At 67.6% G+C, this 19,714-nt stretch carries 22 protein-coding genes; 16 read left to right on the forward strand and 6 right to left on the reverse strand.

All coding sequences use genetic code 11. The features are described from left to right. Positions 1-78 precede the first annotated feature (78 nt). Entirely contained in the window at positions 79-486 is a 408-nt protein-coding gene (locus tag ACW18A_RS14080) for a MaoC family dehydratase (RefSeq protein WP_492022335.1), read from the reverse strand. Then, positions 486-1,517 carry an NADP-dependent oxidoreductase gene (locus tag ACW18A_RS14085; protein WP_492022336.1) on the reverse strand — a complete coding sequence of 344 codons (1,032 nt, stop codon included), beginning with the start codon at positions 1,515-1,517 and terminating at the stop codon, positions 486-488. Before ACW18A_RS14085 ends, ACW18A_RS14080 begins: the two co-directional genes overlap by 1 nt. 323 nt (positions 1,518-1,840) lie before the next feature. Here ACW18A_RS14085 and ACW18A_RS14090 point away from each other — a divergent pair, with 323 nt between their 5' ends. Further along, positions 1,841-2,107: a hypothetical protein gene (locus ACW18A_RS14090; protein ID WP_492022337.1), complete on the forward strand. Its 267-nt coding sequence runs from the start codon at positions 1,841-1,843 to the stop codon at positions 2,105-2,107. Positions 2,108-2,178: 71 nt separating this feature from the next. On the opposite strand, the gene phyR is transcribed toward ACW18A_RS14090, so the two are convergent. Next, on the reverse strand, positions 2,179-2,973 hold the full coding sequence (gene phyR / locus ACW18A_RS14095; RefSeq protein WP_492022338.1) for an anti-anti sigma factor/receiver protein PhyR: 795 nt from the start codon (positions 2,971-2,973) through the stop codon (positions 2,179-2,181). Positions 2,974-3,209: 236 nt separating this feature from the next. On the opposite strand from phyR, the gene nepR reads away from it, so the two are divergent. The 7 genes from nepR to ACW18A_RS14130 all read left to right on the forward strand — a co-directional run bounded on the left by nepR (position 3,210) and on the right by ACW18A_RS14130 (position 9,895). Continuing rightward, positions 3,210-3,419, forward strand: a complete 210-nt coding sequence (gene nepR / locus ACW18A_RS14100) for an anti-sigma T factor NepR (RefSeq protein ID WP_492024401.1) — start codon at positions 3,210-3,212, stop codon at positions 3,417-3,419. Then, positions 3,416-4,030, forward strand: coding sequence for a sigma-70 family RNA polymerase sigma factor (locus ACW18A_RS14105; RefSeq protein ID WP_492022339.1), 615 nt, complete (start codon positions 3,416-3,418; stop codon positions 4,028-4,030). The genes nepR and ACW18A_RS14105 overlap by 4 nt, the downstream gene beginning before the upstream one ends. 128 nt (positions 4,031-4,158) lie before the next feature. Next, complete coding sequence (phyK, locus tag ACW18A_RS14110; protein ID WP_492022340.1) at positions 4,159-5,874, forward strand: sensor histidine kinase PhyK; 1,716 nt, start codon at positions 4,159-4,161, stop codon at positions 5,872-5,874. Between the two features lie 49 nt (positions 5,875-5,923). After that, positions 5,924-6,061 carry an entericidin A/B family lipoprotein gene (locus ACW18A_RS14115; protein WP_492022341.1) on the forward strand — a complete coding sequence of 46 codons (138 nt, stop codon included), beginning with the start codon at positions 5,924-5,926 and terminating at the stop codon, positions 6,059-6,061. A gap of 304 nt (positions 6,062-6,365) precedes the next feature. After that, complete coding sequence (locus tag ACW18A_RS14120) at positions 6,366-8,030, forward strand: MFS transporter (protein ID WP_492022342.1); 1,665 nt, start codon at positions 6,366-6,368, stop codon at positions 8,028-8,030. A gap of 186 nt (positions 8,031-8,216) precedes the next feature. Continuing rightward, a complete protein-coding gene (locus ACW18A_RS14125) occupies positions 8,217-9,686 on the forward strand; it encodes an NAD-dependent succinate-semialdehyde dehydrogenase (protein WP_492022343.1) in 1,470 nt (489 codons plus the stop codon). Then, entirely contained in the window at positions 9,683-9,895 is a 213-nt protein-coding gene (locus ACW18A_RS14130) for a hypothetical protein (RefSeq protein ID WP_492022344.1), read from the forward strand. The genes ACW18A_RS14125 and ACW18A_RS14130 overlap by 4 nt, the downstream gene beginning before the upstream one ends. Here the strand turns inward: ACW18A_RS14130 and ACW18A_RS14135 are convergent. Then, on the reverse strand, positions 9,892-10,299 hold the full coding sequence (locus ACW18A_RS14135) for a hypothetical protein (protein WP_492022345.1): 408 nt from the start codon (positions 10,297-10,299) through the stop codon (positions 9,892-9,894). The two genes, ACW18A_RS14130 and ACW18A_RS14135, sit on opposite strands and share 4 nt — an antisense overlap. Before the next feature lie 149 nt (positions 10,300-10,448). Next, positions 10,449-10,925 (reverse strand): Lrp/AsnC family transcriptional regulator, encoded by a 477-nt coding sequence (locus ACW18A_RS14140; protein WP_309628697.1) that lies wholly within the window; start codon positions 10,923-10,925, stop codon positions 10,449-10,451. A gap of 151 nt (positions 10,926-11,076) precedes the next feature. Between ACW18A_RS14140 and ald the strand changes: the two genes are divergently transcribed. Next, entirely contained in the window at positions 11,077-12,195 is a 1,119-nt protein-coding gene (gene ald / locus ACW18A_RS14145; RefSeq protein ID WP_492022346.1) for an alanine dehydrogenase, read from the forward strand. Positions 12,196-12,382: 187 nt separating this feature from the next. Here ald and ACW18A_RS14150 read toward each other — a convergent pair whose 3' ends face one another. Beyond that, entirely contained in the window at positions 12,383-13,171 is a 789-nt protein-coding gene (locus ACW18A_RS14150) for a hypothetical protein (protein ID WP_492022347.1), read from the reverse strand. Positions 13,172-13,344: 173 nt separating this feature from the next. Here ACW18A_RS14150 and obgE point away from each other — a divergent pair, with 173 nt between their 5' ends. The 7 genes from obgE (at position 13,345) to ACW18A_RS14185 (ending at position 19,652) form a co-directional block, all read left to right on the forward strand. Next, positions 13,345-14,397, forward strand: coding sequence for a GTPase ObgE (obgE, locus tag ACW18A_RS14155; RefSeq protein WP_492022348.1), 1,053 nt, complete (start codon positions 13,345-13,347; stop codon positions 14,395-14,397). Positions 14,398-14,592: 195 nt separating this feature from the next. Next, positions 14,593-15,240, forward strand: a complete 648-nt coding sequence (locus ACW18A_RS14160) for a nicotinate-nucleotide adenylyltransferase (protein WP_492022349.1) — start codon at positions 14,593-14,595, stop codon at positions 15,238-15,240. A 136-nt stretch (positions 15,241-15,376) separates the two neighbouring features. Beyond that, positions 15,377-15,889 (forward strand): ribosome silencing factor, encoded by a 513-nt coding sequence (gene rsfS, locus ACW18A_RS14165; protein ID WP_492022350.1) that lies wholly within the window; start codon positions 15,377-15,379, stop codon positions 15,887-15,889. Between the two features lie 183 nt (positions 15,890-16,072). Then, positions 16,073-16,537 carry a 23S rRNA (pseudouridine(1915)-N(3))-methyltransferase RlmH gene (rlmH, locus tag ACW18A_RS14170; RefSeq protein WP_492022351.1) on the forward strand — a complete coding sequence of 155 codons (465 nt, stop codon included), beginning with the start codon at positions 16,073-16,075 and terminating at the stop codon, positions 16,535-16,537. Beyond that, positions 16,537-17,586 (forward strand): murein hydrolase activator EnvC family protein, encoded by a 1,050-nt coding sequence (locus tag ACW18A_RS14175; RefSeq protein WP_492022352.1) that lies wholly within the window; start codon positions 16,537-16,539, stop codon positions 17,584-17,586. The genes rlmH and ACW18A_RS14175 overlap by 1 nt, the downstream gene beginning before the upstream one ends. A 223-nt stretch (positions 17,587-17,809) precedes the next feature. Beyond that, positions 17,810-19,180: a S41 family peptidase gene (locus tag ACW18A_RS14180; protein ID WP_492022353.1), complete on the forward strand. Its 1,371-nt coding sequence runs from the start codon at positions 17,810-17,812 to the stop codon at positions 19,178-19,180. A gap of 79 nt (positions 19,181-19,259) precedes the next feature. Continuing rightward, positions 19,260-19,652, forward strand: coding sequence for a hypothetical protein (locus ACW18A_RS14185; protein WP_492022354.1), 393 nt, complete (start codon positions 19,260-19,262; stop codon positions 19,650-19,652). Positions 19,653-19,714 lie beyond the last annotated feature (62 nt).

The following is a 19,714-nucleotide window of genomic DNA, read 5'->3' on the forward strand; positions in this document are numbered from 1 at the left end:
GGCGAGTGGCGAGTGGGCTCAAATGCCTGCTCGATTGCTCGCCACAGCTCCGGTTTGCTCGCCACTCGCCACTCGCCACTACCTCCTGACGAACACGCCCCGCGTCAGGCATGAAAAGACCAGCCGGCCGCCCTCGTCGAGCAGGTCGTGCTGGGCGATGACGATGCCCTTCTCGTCGCCCACGGGGTCCTTGCCCATCACCGTCATCCGCCCACGCAGAAGTTCGCCGGGGGGCGGATTGCGCATGAAGCGCAGGCCGTCAACGGCCAGCAGTTTCGACTGGGCCCAGCCGGCCGCCTTGTCGGACGCCAACCGGCTCCACAGCGCATAGACCAGGGCGTCCGGCGCGCCATAGGCAGGGTCCCAGCCGGGCGCGAAATGCGCCACGAACAGCTCGATCGCCACCTCGTCGACGGCGCAGGCGCCGAGCTGGAGCACCTGACCGACTTCGAGATCCTCGAAATGGGTGTGCAGCGGGTCTGCCATCAGGCGGGCTCTTCGGAAACCCGGACCAACAGCTTGCCGTCATGGTCGCCCGTGAACAGCCTGTTCAACGAGGTCACGGCGCCTTCGAGACCGTTGTCGACGTGGACCTTCCACTGGACCTTGCCGGACGCCAGCCAGGGTCCGACCTCGGCGATGAACTCCCTGGCGCGGGGCGAATAGTCCATGACCAGGAAGCCCTGCATGGTCATCCGGTGGGTGATCAGCCGGCTGAGGTCCGGTGAGGGCGGGCGTTTGGTGGCATTGTAGGCCGAGACCATACCGCAGACGGCCATCCGGGCGTGGATGTTCAACCGGTTCCACACCGCGACCATGATGTCTCCGCCGACATTTTCGAAGTTGAGATCGACGCCGTTGGGGGCCAGCCGGTCGAGCGCCTCGCCCACATCCTCGCCCTTGTAGTCGATGGCGGCGTCGAACCCGAGATCTTCGGTCAGCCAGCGGCACTTTTCGGGTCCGCCGGCGATGCCGATGACATGGGCACCCTTCTGTTTGGCGATCTGGCCTGCGATCGAGCCGACGGCACCGGCCGCCGCCGAGATGACCATGACCTGGCCGGGCTCAGGCCTCAGCACGTCGGTGACACCGGCCCAGGCGGTCAGGCCCGTCATGCCGAGGACCGACATGTTCGCCGTCAGCGGCATGCCCGGCGCGCGATGCACGCGGTTGACGCCCGTATCCGGCACCACACCATAGTCGGCCCAGCCGCCCATGGCCGTGGTGACGAGGTCGCCTTCGCCGAACTTCTCCGACTTCGACTGCTCGATGACGCCGAGCGTCAGGCCGCGCATGACGTCGCCCAGACCGACCGGCGGCAGATAGCCGACGGCGTCGTTCATCCAGGTCCGGTTGGTCGGGTCCAGCGACAGATAGATGGTGCGGACGAGGACCTCGCCGTCCTTCAGATCCCGCACGACATTGGAGACCAGCTCCAGATCGTCGTCCTTGATCAGACCCTGGGGCCGCTGACGCAGAACCCATTGGCGATTTATCTTCCCGGTAGTGGCGGCCATGGCATTGTCTCCGGTTGGTTTCTTTTGCAGACCCGCATCATGGCGCCCCCGGCGGCCAAGGCAAAGAAAAAGCCGATCCCACCGGGATCGGCTTTGAGTGGCATCATCGGGAATGAGGCTGTGGAGACAGCAGGACCAGCTGTGGCCGGTCCGGTTCGGGGGGGCGTTGCCGTCTCCACGGATTGAGAACGGCGCCATCTGATAACCGTTCCCCGGTTCGGCGAACTTTTTTCGCTGTTCGGTTGTCAGGCACCGGCGACGGAACGGCCACCCTCGCCGAAGCGTTGTCTGAGCCTGAGATTTCATCGTCGGAAGGCAATGCCATGACTCATCACGACCCCCATTCCGAAGCGGCCGCCGCGGTCCATGAGGGGCGCCCGGTGGCCGCCGACTATGTCCGGGGCGCGAGGCCCGGCAAACGCATCCTGTTGCTGCTGATCGTCTCGGCGGGCGCGGCTGCGATCCTGCTGCTCGGCATGTGGATCGTGTCCAACAGCGGCTTCGAGACCACCAACGCCAACAACGGCGATCAGGCGGTCGATGCGGCGGCGTTCGACAAATCCGCGCCACCCGCCCAGCCGGCAAGCTGATCACGGCACAGGAAAAAGCCCCGCCGGATCGCTCCGGCGGGGCTTTTCATGGGCTGGAGGTGCGCCTGAGTTCAGGCGGCTTCCCGCTGCCGGGTCGGGTGGAAGAACAGGGCCTGGCTGATGGCCGCCTTCACCGTTTCCGGCTGGAACGGCTTGGTGATCAGGAAGGTCGGCTCGGGACGCTCGCCGGTCAGCAGGCGCTCGGGGAAGGCGGTGATGAAGATCACCGGCACGTCGAACTTCTTGAGGATGTCCTTGACCGCATCGATGCCCGACGAGCCGTCGGCCAGCTGGATATCGGCCAGCACCAGACCCGGACGGTGACGGGCGACCGCGTCGACCGCCTCGTCATGGGTCGTGGCGGTGGCGGTGACATTGTGTCCCAGCTCGCGGACCAGGCTCTCGATGTCGGCCGAGATGATGGCCTCGTCCTCGATGATCAGGACGTCCGTGGCCAGTTCGGCGTCGATCTCGGCCTGGGCGTCCCCGATCAGCCGTTCGACCGAATGTGCGTCCGCCGACAGGATCTGCGCGGCTTCGGACGGGGTGAACCCTTCCAGGGCGGTCAGAAGGAAGGCCTGGCGCGAGCGCGGGGCGATCCGCATCAGGCGGCTGGAGGCGTCGTTCTGCCCCTCGAGGCCGCTGGCGTCTTCCAGCTGGGCGCCGGTCGTCGACCAGATGGTGTGGAACACATGATAGAGTGCCACCCGCGGCGTCATGTCGGGCGACAGCTGGCGTTCGCCGGCGGCCAGGGCCTCCAGCGCGACGCGCACATAGTTGTCGCCTGTCGCCTGATCTCCGGTCAGAGCCCGCGCATAGCGGCGGACGTAGGGCAGGTGCGGCGCAAGTCTGGCCAGTAGGCTCATCCAGGTATCCCCGACAGATTTCGACATCGCGCGCCGTTCGATCCCGGCTCACTTGGGGGTTTGAACGTATCACTACGGCCACGGTTCCCGACCCTTCTGATTTAGCTTCACCATGAAATGAACCCGCCACGGAACTCGCGTTCCTCAGCGACGTTGACCGGGCTGAGCGAAGAGCCCGGTGACGAGAGCCGCCGGTTGCTCTTGAATGAGATCAACGATTGGCGGCGCAGACCTACATGATCGATTCATCGGACTCCGGGCGTAAGTCCAACCTTGGCCGGCCTCGTGCCGAGCCGCCGCTTGAAGAAGCGCGCCTTCGTCAGCAGGCCATCGGCGTCAAGCTGCGCCACATGTTCGACGAGATCGTCAACGAGCCCGTACCGGACGAGTTCCTGGAAATCCTCCGCCGCGCCGACCAGCGCAAGATCGATGAGGACAAGGCGTGAGCGTCTCGGGTCGCTCAACCGCGCCCAAGCCTCCCTCCGCCGACGACGAAGGGTTCAAGCGCGAACTCGTCCAGTTGATCCCGCATCTGCGGGCCTTCGCCCGGACTCTGACCGGCGATCCGACCGCCGCCGACGACCTGGCGCAGGACGCCATGATGAAGGCCTGGGACGCCCGCGCCTCCTATCAGATGGGCACCAACATGAAGGCCTGGACCTTCATGATCCTGCGCAACCAGTTCTATTCGGAAAAACGCCGGTCATGGCGCTCGTCCCAGCTGGATCAGGAGGCCGCCGAACGGACCCTGGTCGCCGTGGACGATCCGGAGGCGCCTGTGGCCCTCGACGAACTACGTCAGGCCCTGAACACCCTGCCCGAGGAACAGCGGGAGGCGCTGATTCTGGTCGGTGCGGGCGGGTTCGCCTACGAAGAGGCGGCCGCGATCTGCCAATGCGCTGTCGGCACCGTGAAAAGCCGCGTCAGCCGCGCCCGCAAGGCGCTTCAGGCCACGCTGGAACGCGGCGGCTTCGGCCGTGACGGCCGTGCGGCCGGCGACGCCATGCGGTCTATCCTCGCAGACGCCGACCGTCTGAGTGGCGCGCGACAGGGCTGACCATGGAGTCCTCCGGGCCCGCGAGGAGCCGCATCGCCCGGCGCGCAGCCTCCTCCCTCGGACGATTCTGGGCGCGTGGAGTCTTGAGGCCCAGCGCTCCGGGCATTCGCTTCCGCCTGGGCCGGGCCATGGCCATCGCCCTGCTGCCGATCCTGCTGCTCGGCGCCTTCCAGACCCATGCCGAATTCCGTCGACAGGCCGAGGACCGCCGCTCCGACCTTCAGTTCGCCGCCGAGCGCACCGCCCATGCGGCCAGGTCCCGGCTGGACACGGCGACCGTACTCATGGGCGCCATGGCCCCGGAGGCGACCGGCCCCGCTTGCGGCCCGCGCCTCGCCGCCCTCGTCCAGCGCCTCGACGGCTACGACGCCCTCTACCGCATCGGCACGGGCGGTGAGGTGGTGTGCGATTCCAGACCCACGCCGGTCGTCCCGGATGCTCCCGCCTTTGCCCGGAGTTCGTGGTTCCAGCGATTGCGACAAGGCGAGGAAGTGACCCTGGCCCGCGCCTCCCCGGACCTCAGCGACACACCGGCGCTGGTCATCGGCGTGCGCCGGGAACGACCGCGCGGAGTCTTCGCCGGAGCCATGGCGGCTGTCCTGCCGCTGGCCGAACTGCAGCCCGACATCGCCGACCCGTCCCTGCCCGACAACGCCGAGGCTGCCCTGACCGACGCCGGAGGCCGGGTCCTGGTCTCCACCGACATCCGCGCCTTCACGTTCAACGAAGGGCCGGGCCTGCTGGGCTGGGTCGAGCGGGCGCGGGAAGGTCATCCAGTGATGTTTGAAGCCGACGCCGCCGACGGCGAGCGTCGCGACTACGCCGGCGCGGCCTTGGCCGGGCGCGACGTCTATGTGGTCATTTCCGCCCCTTCGCCCGGGCTCCTGTCCTGGGCGCAGCTGAACCCGATCGGCGCCCTGGTCCTGCCGCTCGCTGCCTGGGTCACGGCCTTCGCCGCGGTCATGCTGGTGTCCGAGCGGATCGTCGTGCGCTGGCTGGACTATCTTGAGCGGATCGCCGCCCTCTATGCGCGGGGCCGCTATTCCGTCCGTCCCCTCCAGGCCGCCCACGCCCCGGCCGAAGTCCGTCGCCTGGCCCGGACGCTCGACGAGCTCGCCGAGGCCATCGCCGCCCGCGACCGCTCCCTCAACGAAAGCCTGTCCGAGAAGGACGCGCTGATGCGCGAGATCCATCACCGGGTGAAGAACAACCTGCAGATCATCTCGTCCCTGCTGTCGCTGCAGCAACGGGCGTTGAAGGACCAACCGGCCAGGGCGGCGCTCGGCGACACGCGCCAGCGCATCTCGGCCCTCGCCCTGATCTACCGCACCCTCTACCAGTCCGACGACATCCGGCACGCCGATGCGCGCGAGTTCCTCACCGAGCTGGTCGGCCAGATGGTGGCCTCGGAATCCGGGCGTGGGTTCGCGGTCACCTCCTCCATCGACGCTGACAGTCTGGTCGTGGATCCCGACAAACTGGCACCGCTCGCCCTCTGGCTCGTCGAGGCCGTCACCAATGCCCAGAAACACGCCTTCGCCGGGCGTGGCGGGGCGCTTCAGGTCCGCTTCCGCGTCCACGGCGACACCAGTACCCTGGAGGTCCAGGACGACGGACCGGGGACGTCCGATGAGGCCGTCCGGAGCGGGGTCGGCCGCACCCTGATGGGCGCCTTCGCCAAACAGCTGCGCGGCGAGGCCGAGCTGTTGCCCGCCCCCGGCGGCGGCACGATCGCCCGAATGATCTTCGCCACGCCCGAGGCCATCGTGCCGACCAATCCCGACGATCTGAAGCCCAGCGACGCCAGGGTGACGCCCGGAACCCTCAGCCGCACATCGCGTTGATCTGCCACAGGGCGGGCCTCACTCCGCCCGCAAGTCTCAGGAGTCTCCCATGCGCAAGATTTTCATACTGATCGCCGCCGCCGCCGCCCTGACCACTGCCGCCTGCAACACCATCTCGGGTGTCGGCCGCGACACCTCGGCCGCAGGCCAGGCCGTTACCGGTGCCGCGGAAGACGCCAAAAACTGATCCCCGTTTTCGGGACGCCCTCTCTCTGAGGCGCGGCCTGGATAAAGAAGGCCCGCCGCCCCCCCCGTCCGGCGGGCCCCTGCCTGACCGGACCCTTGTCCGCCTGCCCTGACGCGAACCGCCGCGAGACCTTGACCGGCTGAGGGGAGATCGCCTCGCGGTCTCGCCCATGCCGTGAATCAGGGTCCAGCATGGTCCTGGAGCCTGATCCGGCCGGAAAACCGCTTCACACTTTTCCGGATGGCTCTAGGCTGGCGGGGAGGCATCCGGCAGACGGTGCCCAGGCTCACAGGCGGGGAAGACGATGACAACTGCGACCACCGAACAGGACGCCGGTGAACCGGGTCTGAAGACCGTCGTCGCGGCCTCCGCCGCGGGCACGGCGTTCGAGTGGTACGACTTCTTCATCTTCGGCTCGCTGACGACCATCATCGCCCGCCATTTCTATGCCGACGTCGGCGAGGCGACGGGTTACATCCTGGCCCTTCTGACCTTCGGTGTCGGCTTCGTGGTGCGGCCGCTCGGGGCTCTGGTCTTCGGCTGGTTCGGAGACAGGACGGGGCGCAAGAAGACCTTCCTGGTCACCATCACCCTGATGGGGGTGGCGACGGTCGGCATCGGTCTGCTGCCTGACTATGGGCAGATCGGCATCGCTGCGCCGATCCTGCTGATCCTGCTGCGCATCCTTCAGGGCTTCGCCCTCGGCGGGGAATACGGCGGGGCGGTCATCTATGTGGCCGAGCACGCGCCGGCCCCGAAACGGGGATATCTGACCGGCTGGATCCAGACGACGGCGGCGCTCGGCCTGATCGGGGCTCTGACCGTCATCCTGACGACGCGCGCCATTCTGGGCGAGGCGGCATTCAATGAATGGGGCTGGCGCATTCCGTTCGTGCTGTCGATCTTCCTCCTGATCATCTCCCTGTGGATCCGTCTGAAGCTCAACGAGAGCCCGGCCTTCCGCAAGATGGAGGCCGAGGGCGGGACGCGCCGGGCACCGTTCCGGGAATCCTTCCTGCAATGGAAGAATGCCAAATTCGTCCTTCTGGCCCTGTTCGGCATCATGATCGCCCAGGGCGCGGTCTGGTACTGCGGCTATTTCTACTCCCGCTTCTTCATGGAGCGGGTGCTCAAGGTCGAGGTGGCCACGGTAGACATGATCATGCTGGCGCTGACGGTGGTGTCGGCCTTCCTCTATGTCTTCTTTGGCTGGCTGTCGGACAGGGTGGGACGCAAGCCCGTCATGCTGTTCGGCATGATCCTGGCGCTCGTCGCCTTCTTCCCCGGCTTCCAGGCGCTCACGCGGGCGGCCAATCCGGCCCTGGCGGAGGCACAGGCCTCCGCGCCCGTGACCGTCATCGCAGACCCGGCGACCTGTGCACTCCAGTTCGACCCGGTCGGCAAGACCGCCTTCGCCAGCTCCTGCGACATCGCCAAGACCGTGCTGTCCAATGCCGGGGTCTCCTACGTCAACGTCGCCGCCGCACCCGGCTCGGTCGCCGCGGTGCGGATCGGCGAGACGACGATCGCCTCGGTCGAGGGCGAGGGCCTGTCACCGGACGGGCTGAAAACCGCCAAAGCGGGGGTAGAAACCAGCATCAAGGGCGCCCTGGCGGCGGCGGGCTATCCTGACCGGGCGGATCCTGACCGGATCGACCTTCCGATGATTTTCGCCGTCCTGATGGTCTTCATCGTGGCGGCGACGGCGCTTTACGGGCCCCAGGCCGCAGCCCTCGTTGAACTGTTCCCGACCCGGGTGCGCTATACGGCCATGAGCCTGCCCTATCATGTGGGGACCGGTTGGGTCGGCGGCCTCCTGCCGGCGGCCAGTTTCGCCCTGGTGGCCTGGTCGGGGAATATCTATTTCGGCCTCTGGTACGCGGCCGCCTTCACCGCCCTCGCCGCCGTGGTCGCCCTGCTCTTCCTGCCGGAGACGAAGGGGCGGGACCTGGAGACGATCGGCAACTGAGGCGTTAGACCAGTCGACGGCTTCTCCCTCCCCTGGGAGGAGGGTGGTCGAAGCGCAGCGGAGACCGGGTGGGAGCGGCAAGGCAAAATCTCACACGCCGGTATCTGCATCGCCCTGCCGCCCCCACGCCGTCGCTTCGCGACGACCCTCCCCCGCCGGGGGAGGGAAAACACGCCGAGGTCTGCCATGAACACCGCCGCCCGCAACGCCGGACTGAAGCTCCTGCGCGAGCACGCCTTCATCGCGGGCGAGGCAATCCCGGCCGGCGCCAACGGCATCGCCGTGGACGACCCGGCGACCGGCGAGATCATCGGCCACATCCCCGACCTCGGTGCCGCCGAGACGGAACGCGCCATCCAGGCCGCGCACGACGCCTTCCCCGACTGGTCGCGCTCCGACCCGCACAGGCGCGCCCAATTCCTGCGCGACTGGGCCGTCCTGATCGATGAGAACACCGAGGGGCTCGGGGCCCTGATGGCGCTCGAAAACGGCAAGCCGTTCGAAGAGGCCAGGGGCGAGGTGACCTACGCCAACGGCTTCATCAAATGGTTCGCAGGCGAGGCCGAGCGCATCCTCGGCGAGACCCAGGACAGTCCGCTGGGCCACGTCATCCTGACCTTCCGCGAGGCGGTCGGCCCCTGTGCCCTGATCACCCCGTGGAATTTTCCGGCGGCGATGCTGACGCGCAAGCTCGGCCCCGCCTTCGCCGCCGGCTGCACCGCCGTGGTCAAGCCGGCCAGCCAGACGCCGTTCACCGCCATCGCCCTGGCCGAACTCGCCTACAGGGCCGGCCTGCCCAAGGGGGCGCTCAGCGTCATCACCGGCGACGCCGCGACGATCGGCGGCGTCCTGACCGCCTCCCCCCTGATTCGCAAACTGTCCTTCACCGGCTCGACGCCCGTGGGCCGCAGGCTGGCCGAACAATGCGCCCCGACCCTGAAGCGGGTGTCGATGGAACTGGGCGGTGCCGCCCCCCTGATGGTGTTCGAGGACGCCGATCTCGACCTCGCCGTCGCCGAGACCATCAAGGGCAAGTTCCGCAACTCCGGCCAGACCTGCGTCTGTCCCAACCGTGTCTATGCCCACGCCTCGGTCGCCGAAGCCTATGCGACCAGGCTCGCCGCCGAGGTGGCGAAGATTCCCGTCGGCCCGGCCTTCGAGGCCCAGGCCTTTCACATGGGCGTCAAGGTCGGCCCCCTGGTCGAGGACAAGGCCATCGCCAAGGTCGAGGATCACCTGCAGCGGGTCCGGGCCTCGGGCGGCAGGGTCCTGACCGGCGGCGCGCGTCATGCCCTGGGCGGCCGTTTCTTCCAGCCGACGGTGACCCTGGGTGGCGACGACGAACTGTTCCGCCACGAGGAGACCTTCGGCCCTCTGATCCCCGTCTTCCCGTTCGACACGGAAGACGAGGTCCTTGGCAAGGCGAACGACTCGGAGTTCGGCCTCGCCTCCTACCTGTTCACCCGCGACCTCGACCGGGCGATGCGGATCGGCCGCCGCATCGAGGCAGGCATGATCGGGATCAACACCGGCCTGATCTCCACCGCCGTCGCCCCGTTCGGCGGGGTCAAGTCGTCCGGCTACGGCCGCGAAGGCTCGACCCACGGCATCGAGGAATATGTCGACATCAAACAGGTCACCCTGGCGCTGAAATGAAGCGCCGCCGCCTGAAGCCGCTGGTCTGGCCGCTCGCCCTGCTGATCGCGGGCGGTCTGACAGCGCTTCTGGCCGATGCGACGACACGGTCGGTAGAGACCGTGACCCTGTATGGGATGGTGAAGATGGTCAGCGATCTGGTGCTGGTGATCGGCGCGGTCTGGCTGGTCCTCGCGCTGTTCCGCGTCGCCAGACCGAAGAAACGCTAAACCTTCTTCAGCCGCTCGATGAAGGCATGCACGTCGGGAGCTTCCCAATCCGCGCCGTCCCACCAGAAACTCGCGAGCGCCTCGTGGTTCAAAGCCACCCATTCCATGACCGACGGGGCCATCTTCTTCAGATCGCGATCATCGAGGCTGTTGGCGACAACTCTCGGGTCGGAGGCTACGGCGACTGAAAAACTCGGGTTGTGGCGACCTGCCTTCAAGAAGTATTTCACCCGAGGGCCATGGCGTCCCATCACGGTGGTGATCGTCACGATCCCGACGATGCCGGTCTGCGTCTCCACCAGATTGGCCATATCGAAGATGTCCTCGTCGTCCAGCGCGCCGATTTCTTCGTCGAGCGTCGGCTCACGATCGGTCCAGACGGCGATGTTGTCGCTAAAGTTCATGATGCGGATAAAGCGCGCTGTGAGAGGCTCGAGTCAAGTCTGTATTCAATCTATGCCTGTGCGGACACGGCATGACACCGGAGGAATGGCAGCCGCCGCGGGCTTTTTACACGTCAGGGTTACTAGGCAAGCGTGGGACATAAGCCACATCAAACCGGCAGGGCCCCGCGCTTGACCACCGTCCGCATCGCCACGCTGGACGAGACCCGCGTCACCCCGGGAATCGTCGTCAGGGCCTTCGCATGGACCCGCTCCAGATCATCGACGTCGCGCACCACAAGCCGCAGCAGATAGTCGGACCCGCCGGTCATCAGATAGCATTCGACCACCTCCGGCACCCCGGTGATCGCCGTCTCGAAGGCGGTCAGGGCGCTCTCGGCCTGGGACGACAGGGTCACGGTCACAAAGACGCTGATCGGCAAGCCCACGGCCCGCTCGTTGATGATGGCGGCGTAGCGGCTGATCACCCCCGCCCCCTCCAGGGCGCGCAGTCGACGCAGGCAGGCGCTCTCGGACAGGGCCACCGTCCTGGCCAGCTCGGTGTTGGTCATCCGTCCGTCCGTCTGCAGCGCACGGAGCATCTTTCTGTCGGTCGCATCGAGGGCGACAGCGGAAACGGTCTTCATACTGGCTCCTGACGCAATCTTCTGCGAGTTTACGCTGATCACCTCGGGAAAAGAACAGGAACCTGCACAGGAGTCACCGCTAGAAGATGCAGCCATCGCCCGCGCTGCCCGTTGGCCTTGCGGGGTCCATCGTCTGAACCGGAGAGATCTGATGCGCGTCGGCGTTCCCAAGGAAATCAAGAAGAACGAACACCGGGTCGGCCTGACCCCCACAGCGGTGCGCGAATACGTCGCCCACGGCCACACCGTCTCGGTCCAGACGGGCGCGGGCCTCGGTGCCGGCTTCACCGACGACGCCTTCGTCAAGGCGGGTGCCGAAATCGTCGCCGACGCGGCCACCATCTTCGCCAACGCCGACATGATCGTTAAGGTGAAGGAGCCCCAGAAGGTCGAGTGGGAGATGCTGCGCGAGGACCAGATCCTCTACACCTACCTCCACCTCGCCCCCGATCCGGAACAGACGAAGGGCCTGCTGGCCTCGAAATGCGCCGCCATCGCCTATGAGACCGTCACCGACGCGCGTGGCGGCCTGCCGCTGCTGGCGCCGATGTCGGAAGTCGCCGGCCGCATCGCCGTCTTCTCGGCCGCCGAGACCCTGCTCAAGCACAACGGCGGCATGGGCCTGCTGTTTTGCGGCGTGCCCGGCGTGGCCCCCGCGCGCGTCCTCGTCCTCGGCGGCGGTGTCGTCGGCCTGAACGCCGCCCGCATGGCCATGGGCCTGGGTGCCGAGGTCGTGGTGCTCGAACGTTCGATCCCGCGCATGGCCTGGATCGACGAGGTCACCAACGGCCGCGTCATTACCCGCTATTCCTCGATCGGCGCGATCGACGAAGAGGTGGTCAAGGCCGACGTCGTCATCGGGGCCGTCCTGGTCCCGGGTGCAGAGGCCCCCAAACTGATCAAGAAGACCCACCTGAAGTCGATGAAGCCGGGCAGCGTCCTCGTCGACGTCGCCATCGACCAGGGCGGCTGTTTCGAGACCAGCCACGCCACGACCCACGAGGACCCGACCTACACCGTCGACGGCGTGGTCCATTATTGCGTCGCCAACATGCCGGGCGCCGCCCCGCGCACCTCGTCGGAAGCCCTGAACAACGCCACCCTGCCCTTCGGCCTGGCCCTCGCAAACCACGGTCTCGAGGCGCTCAGGAAGGATCCGCACCTGGCGCGCGGCCTCAACGTCCTCAAGGGCGAGATCACCTATCCGGCCGTGGCCGAAGCCATGGGCCTGGGCTGGTCCGACCCGTTCGGCGTCTGGGCCAAGGGCTAAGGTTTCTATCCCTCTCCCCTTGCGGGAGAGGGCTTGAGGCCCGCAGAGCGCAGCGATGCGTCTTGGCCGAAAGGGTGAGGGGTCTTGGCCCTTCACCGGTGAGCGTCTGCGTGACCCCTCACCCGCCGGCGCAAGAACGATCGCTGCGCGCTCGTGCGCCGCCTCCCTCTCCCGCAAGGGGAGAGGGCTAGGCCTTCACCGACGACCCGCTCGACAGCAGCTCGGGCGCCCCTGTCGGTGCCATGTCGATCGTCTTTTCGAGCTCGGCCATCTCCTTGTCCGCAGCCTTCCAGTCGTCCTCGTCCGGCGACCTCGGATGGGTCCAGTTGGCCTTGATCTTGTCGCGCGCCTCTTTCAGCTCGGCGAGCGCCATCTTCACCTGCAGGAAGAAGCCCCGGTCGACCGTGGCCGCGCCGAGCACGGCCTCGGCCCGGTCCGCCGTCTCGTCGCGCCCGTCGGCGATCTCGAAGGCGGTGGCATAGGCGGCCTGGGCCCGCTTGATCTCCGCATCGACCTTCGCCGGTTCAGCCCCGGCGTTCGCGTCGACAGCCTCGACATCGGCGTCCTTCGGTTCCGTCGGCAGGCCTTTCAGCGCCGTATCGGCGGCCTCGCGGGCATCCTTCGCGTCGCGGCGCATCATCGCCATTTCGCCGTCAGTGACGTTCTTGCCGCCGGCCTCGACATAGTCCTTCACCGCCGACTTGAGCTCCTTGGCCAGTACGGCGGTCATCTTCAGCCCCGCCCTGGGGTCGATTTTCACCATCAGCTTCAGCGCATCCATGCGTTCCCGCACGGCCTGGACCTTTTTGGCCGCCAGCTCCTTCTTCATCGACTTCTGCGTGTCGCGCATCTCGGTGAGGGACGGCAGGCCGAAACCCGGGGACGTATCGCGGGCGGACGAAGGGCTCGCCTGCCCCTGCAGCGGAGTGCGCCAGAAGGGCGGCGGCCGGGTCGTCGATGTCGTCAGCGAGATCATTCTGATCTCTCCATGGATGTTCCCCGACACCTTTGAACCGGACAGGCTTTCGATCCGCTTAAGCACGACCGTCCGCCTCCGCCTGTAATTCGCCGCTCTCTTGGCCTATAGGCCGCGATCAAGCCGCCAGCGACCGCGTCGCGACCGGTAGCGCCCTCTCTTAGAAATCCTCGATGAAGTTCCTCGACCAGGCCAAGATCTACATTCGCTCCGGCAACGGCGGCGCAGGCTCCGTCTCGTTCCGGCGCGAGAAATTCATTCCGAACGGCGGGCCGGACGGCGGCGACGGCGGCAATGGCGGCAACGTCTGGGTCGAGGCCGTCGACGGGCTGAACACCCTGATCGACTATCGCTACCAGCAGCATTTCAAGGCCCCGACCGGCACCCACGGCATGGGCCGCCAGATGCACGGGGCCAAGGGCGAGGATGTGATCCTGCGCGTTCCGGTCGGCACCCAGGTTCTGGACGAGGACAAGGAAACCGTCGTGCTCGACATGGTCGAGGTCGGGCAGAAGGAACTGCTGCTCTCGGGCGGCAACGGCGGCTGGGGCAATGTCCGCTTCAAGGGTCCCCAGAACCAGGCCCCGCGCCACGCCAACCCGGGCCAGGAAGGCCAGGAGCGCTGGATCTGGCTGCGGCTGAAACTGATCGCCGACATCGGCCTGGCGGGCCTGCCCAACGCCGGCAAATCGACCTTCCTCGCCGCTGCCTCGGCGGCCCGGCCCAAGATCGCCGACTATCCGTTCACGACCCTGGCCCCCAACCTCGGCATGGTCGACCTCAGCCCCGGGGAACGGTTCGTCATCGCCGACATCCCCGGCCTGATCGAGGGGGCCTCGGAAGGCGCCGGTCTCGGCACCCGCTTCCTCGGCCACGTGGAACGCTCCGCCTCCCTGATCCACCTGATCGACGGCACCCAGGACGATGTGGCCGAGGCCTATCGCATCATCCGCGGCGAGCTCGACGCCTATGGCGAAGGCCTGGGCGACAAGCAGGAGATCCTGGCCCTCAACAAGATCGATGCCCTGACCCCCGAGGCGCGCGAGGAGAAGGCCGCAGAGCTGGAAGCCGTCGCCGGTCGTCGCCCCATGCTGGTCTCGGGCGTGTCTGGAGAGGGCGTGCCCGAACTGCTCCGCGCCGCCTGGGCCGAGGTCCGCAAGACCCGCGGCGAGATCGATGAAGAGGGCGACGAGATCGAGACCTTCGCCAACGGCTGGGCACCCTGACAAAAAATCTCCTTCCCCTTCAGGGGGGAGGGAGAGTGAGGCCGAAACGTGAGTTCGCGACAGTGACCCGGCACCACCCGGGGCTGCGCGCCGCCCCGAAGATCGCTCTCCATGGCGACAAGCCGACCGCCGTCGTGTTAGCTGCGTTTTCGTTTGCTCATCCGTGAGCATAAGTCCGACGCGAGCCCGCCCGCCTTGTCCTTCTTCCACGCCGGTCCTGCGCCCCAGGCGAACGGACCCCGCTCCGGGGCGCTGAGGGACGGCCTGAAGCTGACCGCCGGGATGAAGGTCGGGCTGTTCGGTGGCTCGTTCAATCCGGCCCACGACGGTCATGCCCATGTGGCGGAAACGGCGGTTCAGCGGATGGATCTGGACCGTGTGATCTGGCTCGTCTCGCCGCAGAACCCGCTGAAGGACACACGACAGACCGCGCCGCTCTCCGACCGCATGGCCTCGGCCGCGACCTTCGCGCGCAGCCCGCAGATGGTCGTCTCGGATTTCGAGACCCGCATCGGCACGACCTGGACCATCGACACCCTGCGCGCGCTCAAACTGCGTCACCCCGGCGTCCATTTCGTCTGGCTGATGGGCTCCGACAATCTGGCGAATTTCCATTGCTGGCGGGGCTGGACCGACATCATGCGGATGATGCCGGTGGCCGTGATCGCCCGGCCCGGTAGCCTGCTGGAAAGCCGCGCCGCGCCCGCCGCGCGCCGCTTCGCCGGCCACCGGGTCGCGTCCAACGAGGCACGCCTGTTACCGACGATGGCGGCCCCGGCCTGGACCTATCTGACGGCGCCGTTGAACCCCAGCTCGTCCACGGCCTTGCGTGCCCGGAAATGACCTTGAGCCGTCCGGGTGACGTTTTCGGGCTTTCATGCTACAGAGCCTCTTTAGTGAACCCTCCCGGAGCCTTCCGCTGACCCCCTCGCCCGCGCACGACGCGCAAGAAGACGCCGTTTCGAACACGGCCCATGAGATGGAGCCGATCGCGCCCATCCATTCCGAAGACGGGGCCGAAGACGGGGCCGAGGACGGTCACGACGAAGACCTCTCCGACGATTCCGCCGAAGACTTCCCGCTGTTCAGCGCGGATAACGGCGACGACGACGCCTCGAATTTCGATCGCCAGGGCATCGTCCCGACCGGCACGACTCCGCTTGAAATCGCCCTGCTGTCGAAGCTGGACGACGACAAGGCGCAGGACATCGTCCTGATCGACCTCAGGGGCAAGTCGCCCATGGCCGACAGCATGATCGTGGCCTCGGGTCGTTCGCACCGCCACGTGGGCGCGCTCGCCGACCACCTGCTGCGCACACTGAAGGAAAACGGCCTGGGCCGCGGCAAGGTCGAGGGCCTGCCGCACTGCGACTGGGTTCTGATCGATGCCGGCGACGTCATCGTCCACCTGTTCCGGCCCGAAGTGCGGATGTTCTACAACATCGAAAAAATCTGGGCCGTCGACAGCGCCCACAGAACGGCGAACGCCTAGGCACCTTCTCCCCTTGCGGGAGAAGGTGGCAGCCCTCCGACTTGATCGGGGGGCTGACGGATGAGGGGTCACACCGATGGCTGGAGTGAGGGCTGGCGTGGCGGATTTCAAACATCAGCGTGACCCCTCATCCGACCTCGCTTCGCTCGCCCACCTTCTCCCGCAAGGGGAGAAGGGAAACCTGTGAAACTCGCCATCGCCGCCATCGGCAAGCCGGGTCGCGGGCCCGAGGCGACACTCGCCTCGGACTATGCGGCCCGCGCGACCGCAGCCGGCAGGGTCCTGGGCCTTGGCCCGCTTGATCTGATCGATCTGGAACCCCGCAAGACCGGCAAGGCGCCGGAGGCAGAGCTGTTGCTGGCGGCGGCCGAGGGCGCGCACCTGATCGCCTGCGACGAACGGGGGAAGACCTGGTCCAGCCGCGCCTTCGCCGACCACCTCGCCACCTTGCGCGACCGGGGCGAGCGGCGGCTGGTCTTCGTCATCGGCGGGGCGGACGGGCTGGACGCCGGCGTCCTCGCCGCCGCCGGTTCGACCCTGGCCTTCGGGCCCCAGACCTGGCCCCATGCCCTCGCCAGGGCGATGCTGGCGGAACAGATCTATCGCGCCGTGACGATCCTGGCCGGATCACCCTATCATCGCGACTGATGAACCGCGCCGCCGTCCTCAGCCTGCTGATCGCCCTTTCCGGCCTGCCCGCCGCCGCGTCGGTTCAGGACGATCTTCAGCAGCTCCAGACCCAGTACCGCGACGAACAGGTCCGCGCCCGACGCCTGCGCGCCGACGCCCGCGACGCACAGATCGAGATCACCGCCCTCGATCGCGAACTCGCCACCCTGCGCACCGACCAGACCGCCGATGACAGTCAGTTGTCGGCCCAGCGCCAGCGTCTGCGCGAGCTGAGCCGGCGTGAGGGTGCCATCGTCGCCGAACTGGCCCAGGCCCGGGACGGCCAGGGCCGCCTGCTTTCCGCCCTGCAGATGATGAGCCGCAGGCCCCCGCCGCCCCTGCTGGTCCCCGCCGACCGCGCCGTGGACACCGTCCGGGCGGCCATCCTGATGAAGGCCATGGCTCCCGGGATGCAGGGTCGCGCCGCCACCTTCGCCGCCCGTCAGGCCGAGGTCGCCCGCATCCGTCGCCTCGCGGTCCTGTCCTCGGAACGCCTGCTGACCACCGAGAGCGCCCAGGGCGACCGCCGCGCCGAGATCGAGGACCTGTCCGCCCGCCGCACCGCCCTCCTGGCCGTCCTGCGCGCCGACGCCGCCCGGGCCGAACGCGCCGCCGCCGCCCTGGAGGCCCGCATCCGCAACCTCGGCGGCCGTCCCGCTACAGCCACCGACGCGCCCACGCCCTCCAGCCGCCTGCCCGCCGGCCGCGCCCGGCTGACGTCCCCGGTCAGCGGGGCGTCGACGAAATCGGGACAGGGCGTGCGCTGGGCCGCCCCCGCCGGGCCGGTCGCCTCGCCCGCCGGGGGGCGGGTGGATCATGCCGGCCCGCTCAGCGGCTGGGGCGAAGTGGTCATCCTCGACCTCGGCGGCGGCTGGCGGGCCGTCATCGCCGGTCTGGATACGGTCAGTGTGGAGACCGGCGAACGTATCGCCGACGGTCAGGCCCTGGGCTCTGCCGCGCGCGGCGGCGAGGTCTACTTCGAACTCCGCCGCGACGATCGCGCTGTCGATCCGCAGCTGTATCTGTAAGGGAAGGCAGCAGGCAGTAGGGTCGAAGAGTTGCCCCCGGACACGCTCAACTCTCCTATTGCCGACTGCCTACTGCCTATTGCCTCCCCAAAGCCGAAACCGCTTCCCAAGCCCGCATGACGCTGATTTTATCCAGCGGACGCGGGGCCGCCACGATTTCATCGTGAGGTCCCCCGCCTGACTTCCCGCCTCGCCGCCTTCCGGCGGCTCCGAAAGAGACCGAATGCGTAAACTGCTCATCGCCGGCGCCGCCGTCGCGGCCCTTGGTCTCAGCGGCATGACCGTGGCGTCCCAGACGCCACGCAACGAAACCTTCCGGATGCTGCAGCTGTTCGGCGACGTCCTGGCCGTGGTGGAACAGGCCTATGTCGTCCCGGTCGACAACAAGAAACTGATCGAGGCGGCCCTCGCGGGCATGATGACCGCGCTGGACCCCCACTCCAACTATCTCCCGCCTGAGGGGTTCGAGGACCTGCAGGAGCGGACGAGCGGCGAATATTCGGGCGTCGGCCTGACCATCACGGCCGAAGGCGGTCTGGTGAAGGTCATCTCGCCGATGGACGACAGCCCCGCCGCCCGCGCCGGGGTCCAGGCCGGCGACGTCATCTCGGCCATCGAGGGCCAGAACGCCTCGGGCCTGACCGTGTCCCAGGTGTCGGAAAAACTGCGCGGCGCCATGGGCACCTCGGTCTCCGTCACCTTCCTGCGCGACGGCGAGGAGCCGCGCGAGGTCACGCTCGTCCGTGAGGTCATCAAGGTTGAGTCCGTCACCAGCCGGATCGAGGGCGACTTCGGCTATCTGCGCATCTCGACCTTCAACGAAAACACCGGCCGCGAACTGACGGCCGCGATCGCGAAGATCAAGCGCGACCGTCCCGACGTGAAGGGCTTCGTCCTCGACCTGCGCAACAACGGCGGCGGACTGCTGACGGCGGCCATCGACGTGTCGGACGCCTTCCTCGAGCGCGGCGAGATCGTCAGCCAGCGCGGCAGGAAGCCCGACCAGATCGAACGCTACGCCGCCCGTCCGGGCGACCTGACCGGCGGCCTGCCTCTGGTGGTGCTGATCAACTATGGATCCGCCTCGGCGTCCGAGATCGTCGCCGGCGCCCTGAAGGATCAGGAGCGGGCGACGCTTGTGGGCCTGACCAGCTTCGGCAAGGGCTCGGTCCAGACCGTCATCCCGCTGGGCGGCGGTCGCGACGGGGCCCTGTCGATCACGACGGCGCGCTACTACACCCCGTCCGGGGCCTCGATCCAGAAGATCGGCATCGAGCCTGACCTGGAAGTCGCCCGCACCGAGGCCGAGGCCCGGATCGTCTCCCGCTCCAGCTTCATCTATTCCGAGGCCGCCTACGCCACCGCCCTCGACGCCTCCATCGGTGCCGAGCGCAAGGGCGCCCACACCCCGCGCGAAGCGCCGGGCGAGGCCTATGACGAGGACGCCGACTACCAGCTGCAGCGCGCCCTCGACGTCCTGCGCGCGGGCGGCGACCTGACCCGCCTCGCCGCGGCTCCGGAAGGCATCGTGATCAGCGACGGGACCGTCGAGGTCGCCGCCGTCGAGTCGACCGAGGAACCTGAAGGGGACTGATCCGGAAACGGGCCTTTCCCGGCTTGCAAAGCGTCACCATCGGCGGAATCCTGCCTTCGCATAACCACGGAGTTCGAACATGATCCCGCTGCTGCTCGCCGCCGCCCTGGCGCTGGTCGCCCCGCAAGACCTTTCCGCCTATGAGGGCGTCGGGTCCGACAGTTTCGCCGCCTGGTCGTTCACGTCCAGTGACGTGACGGTCAACGGCGACACCCACACGACGTCGGTGCTCGCTCGCTACGTCACACCCCTGCCGGTCGAGAACCGTTCGATCACAGTCGCGTACTCGATCCACGAGATCACCTTCCACTGTGCCGCGCGCACCGCGGATTGGGCGGCCGGCATGAACTACGCAGCCGATGGCTCGGAAATCGGGCACGGGACCGCGACCACCGGCGAGGTCTGGAGCGAAAGCACCCCGGGCTTCATCGAACTGGCCACCCAGGTCTGCGCCCTCGAGCATTCGCTCTGACCGACCGTAAACATGGATAACGGCGCGTTAGGCTTTCTTAACCGCCGTCCGTTCATAGTCGC

The sequence above is a fragment of the Brevundimonas sp. AVps5 genome, from assembly GCF_058681515.1.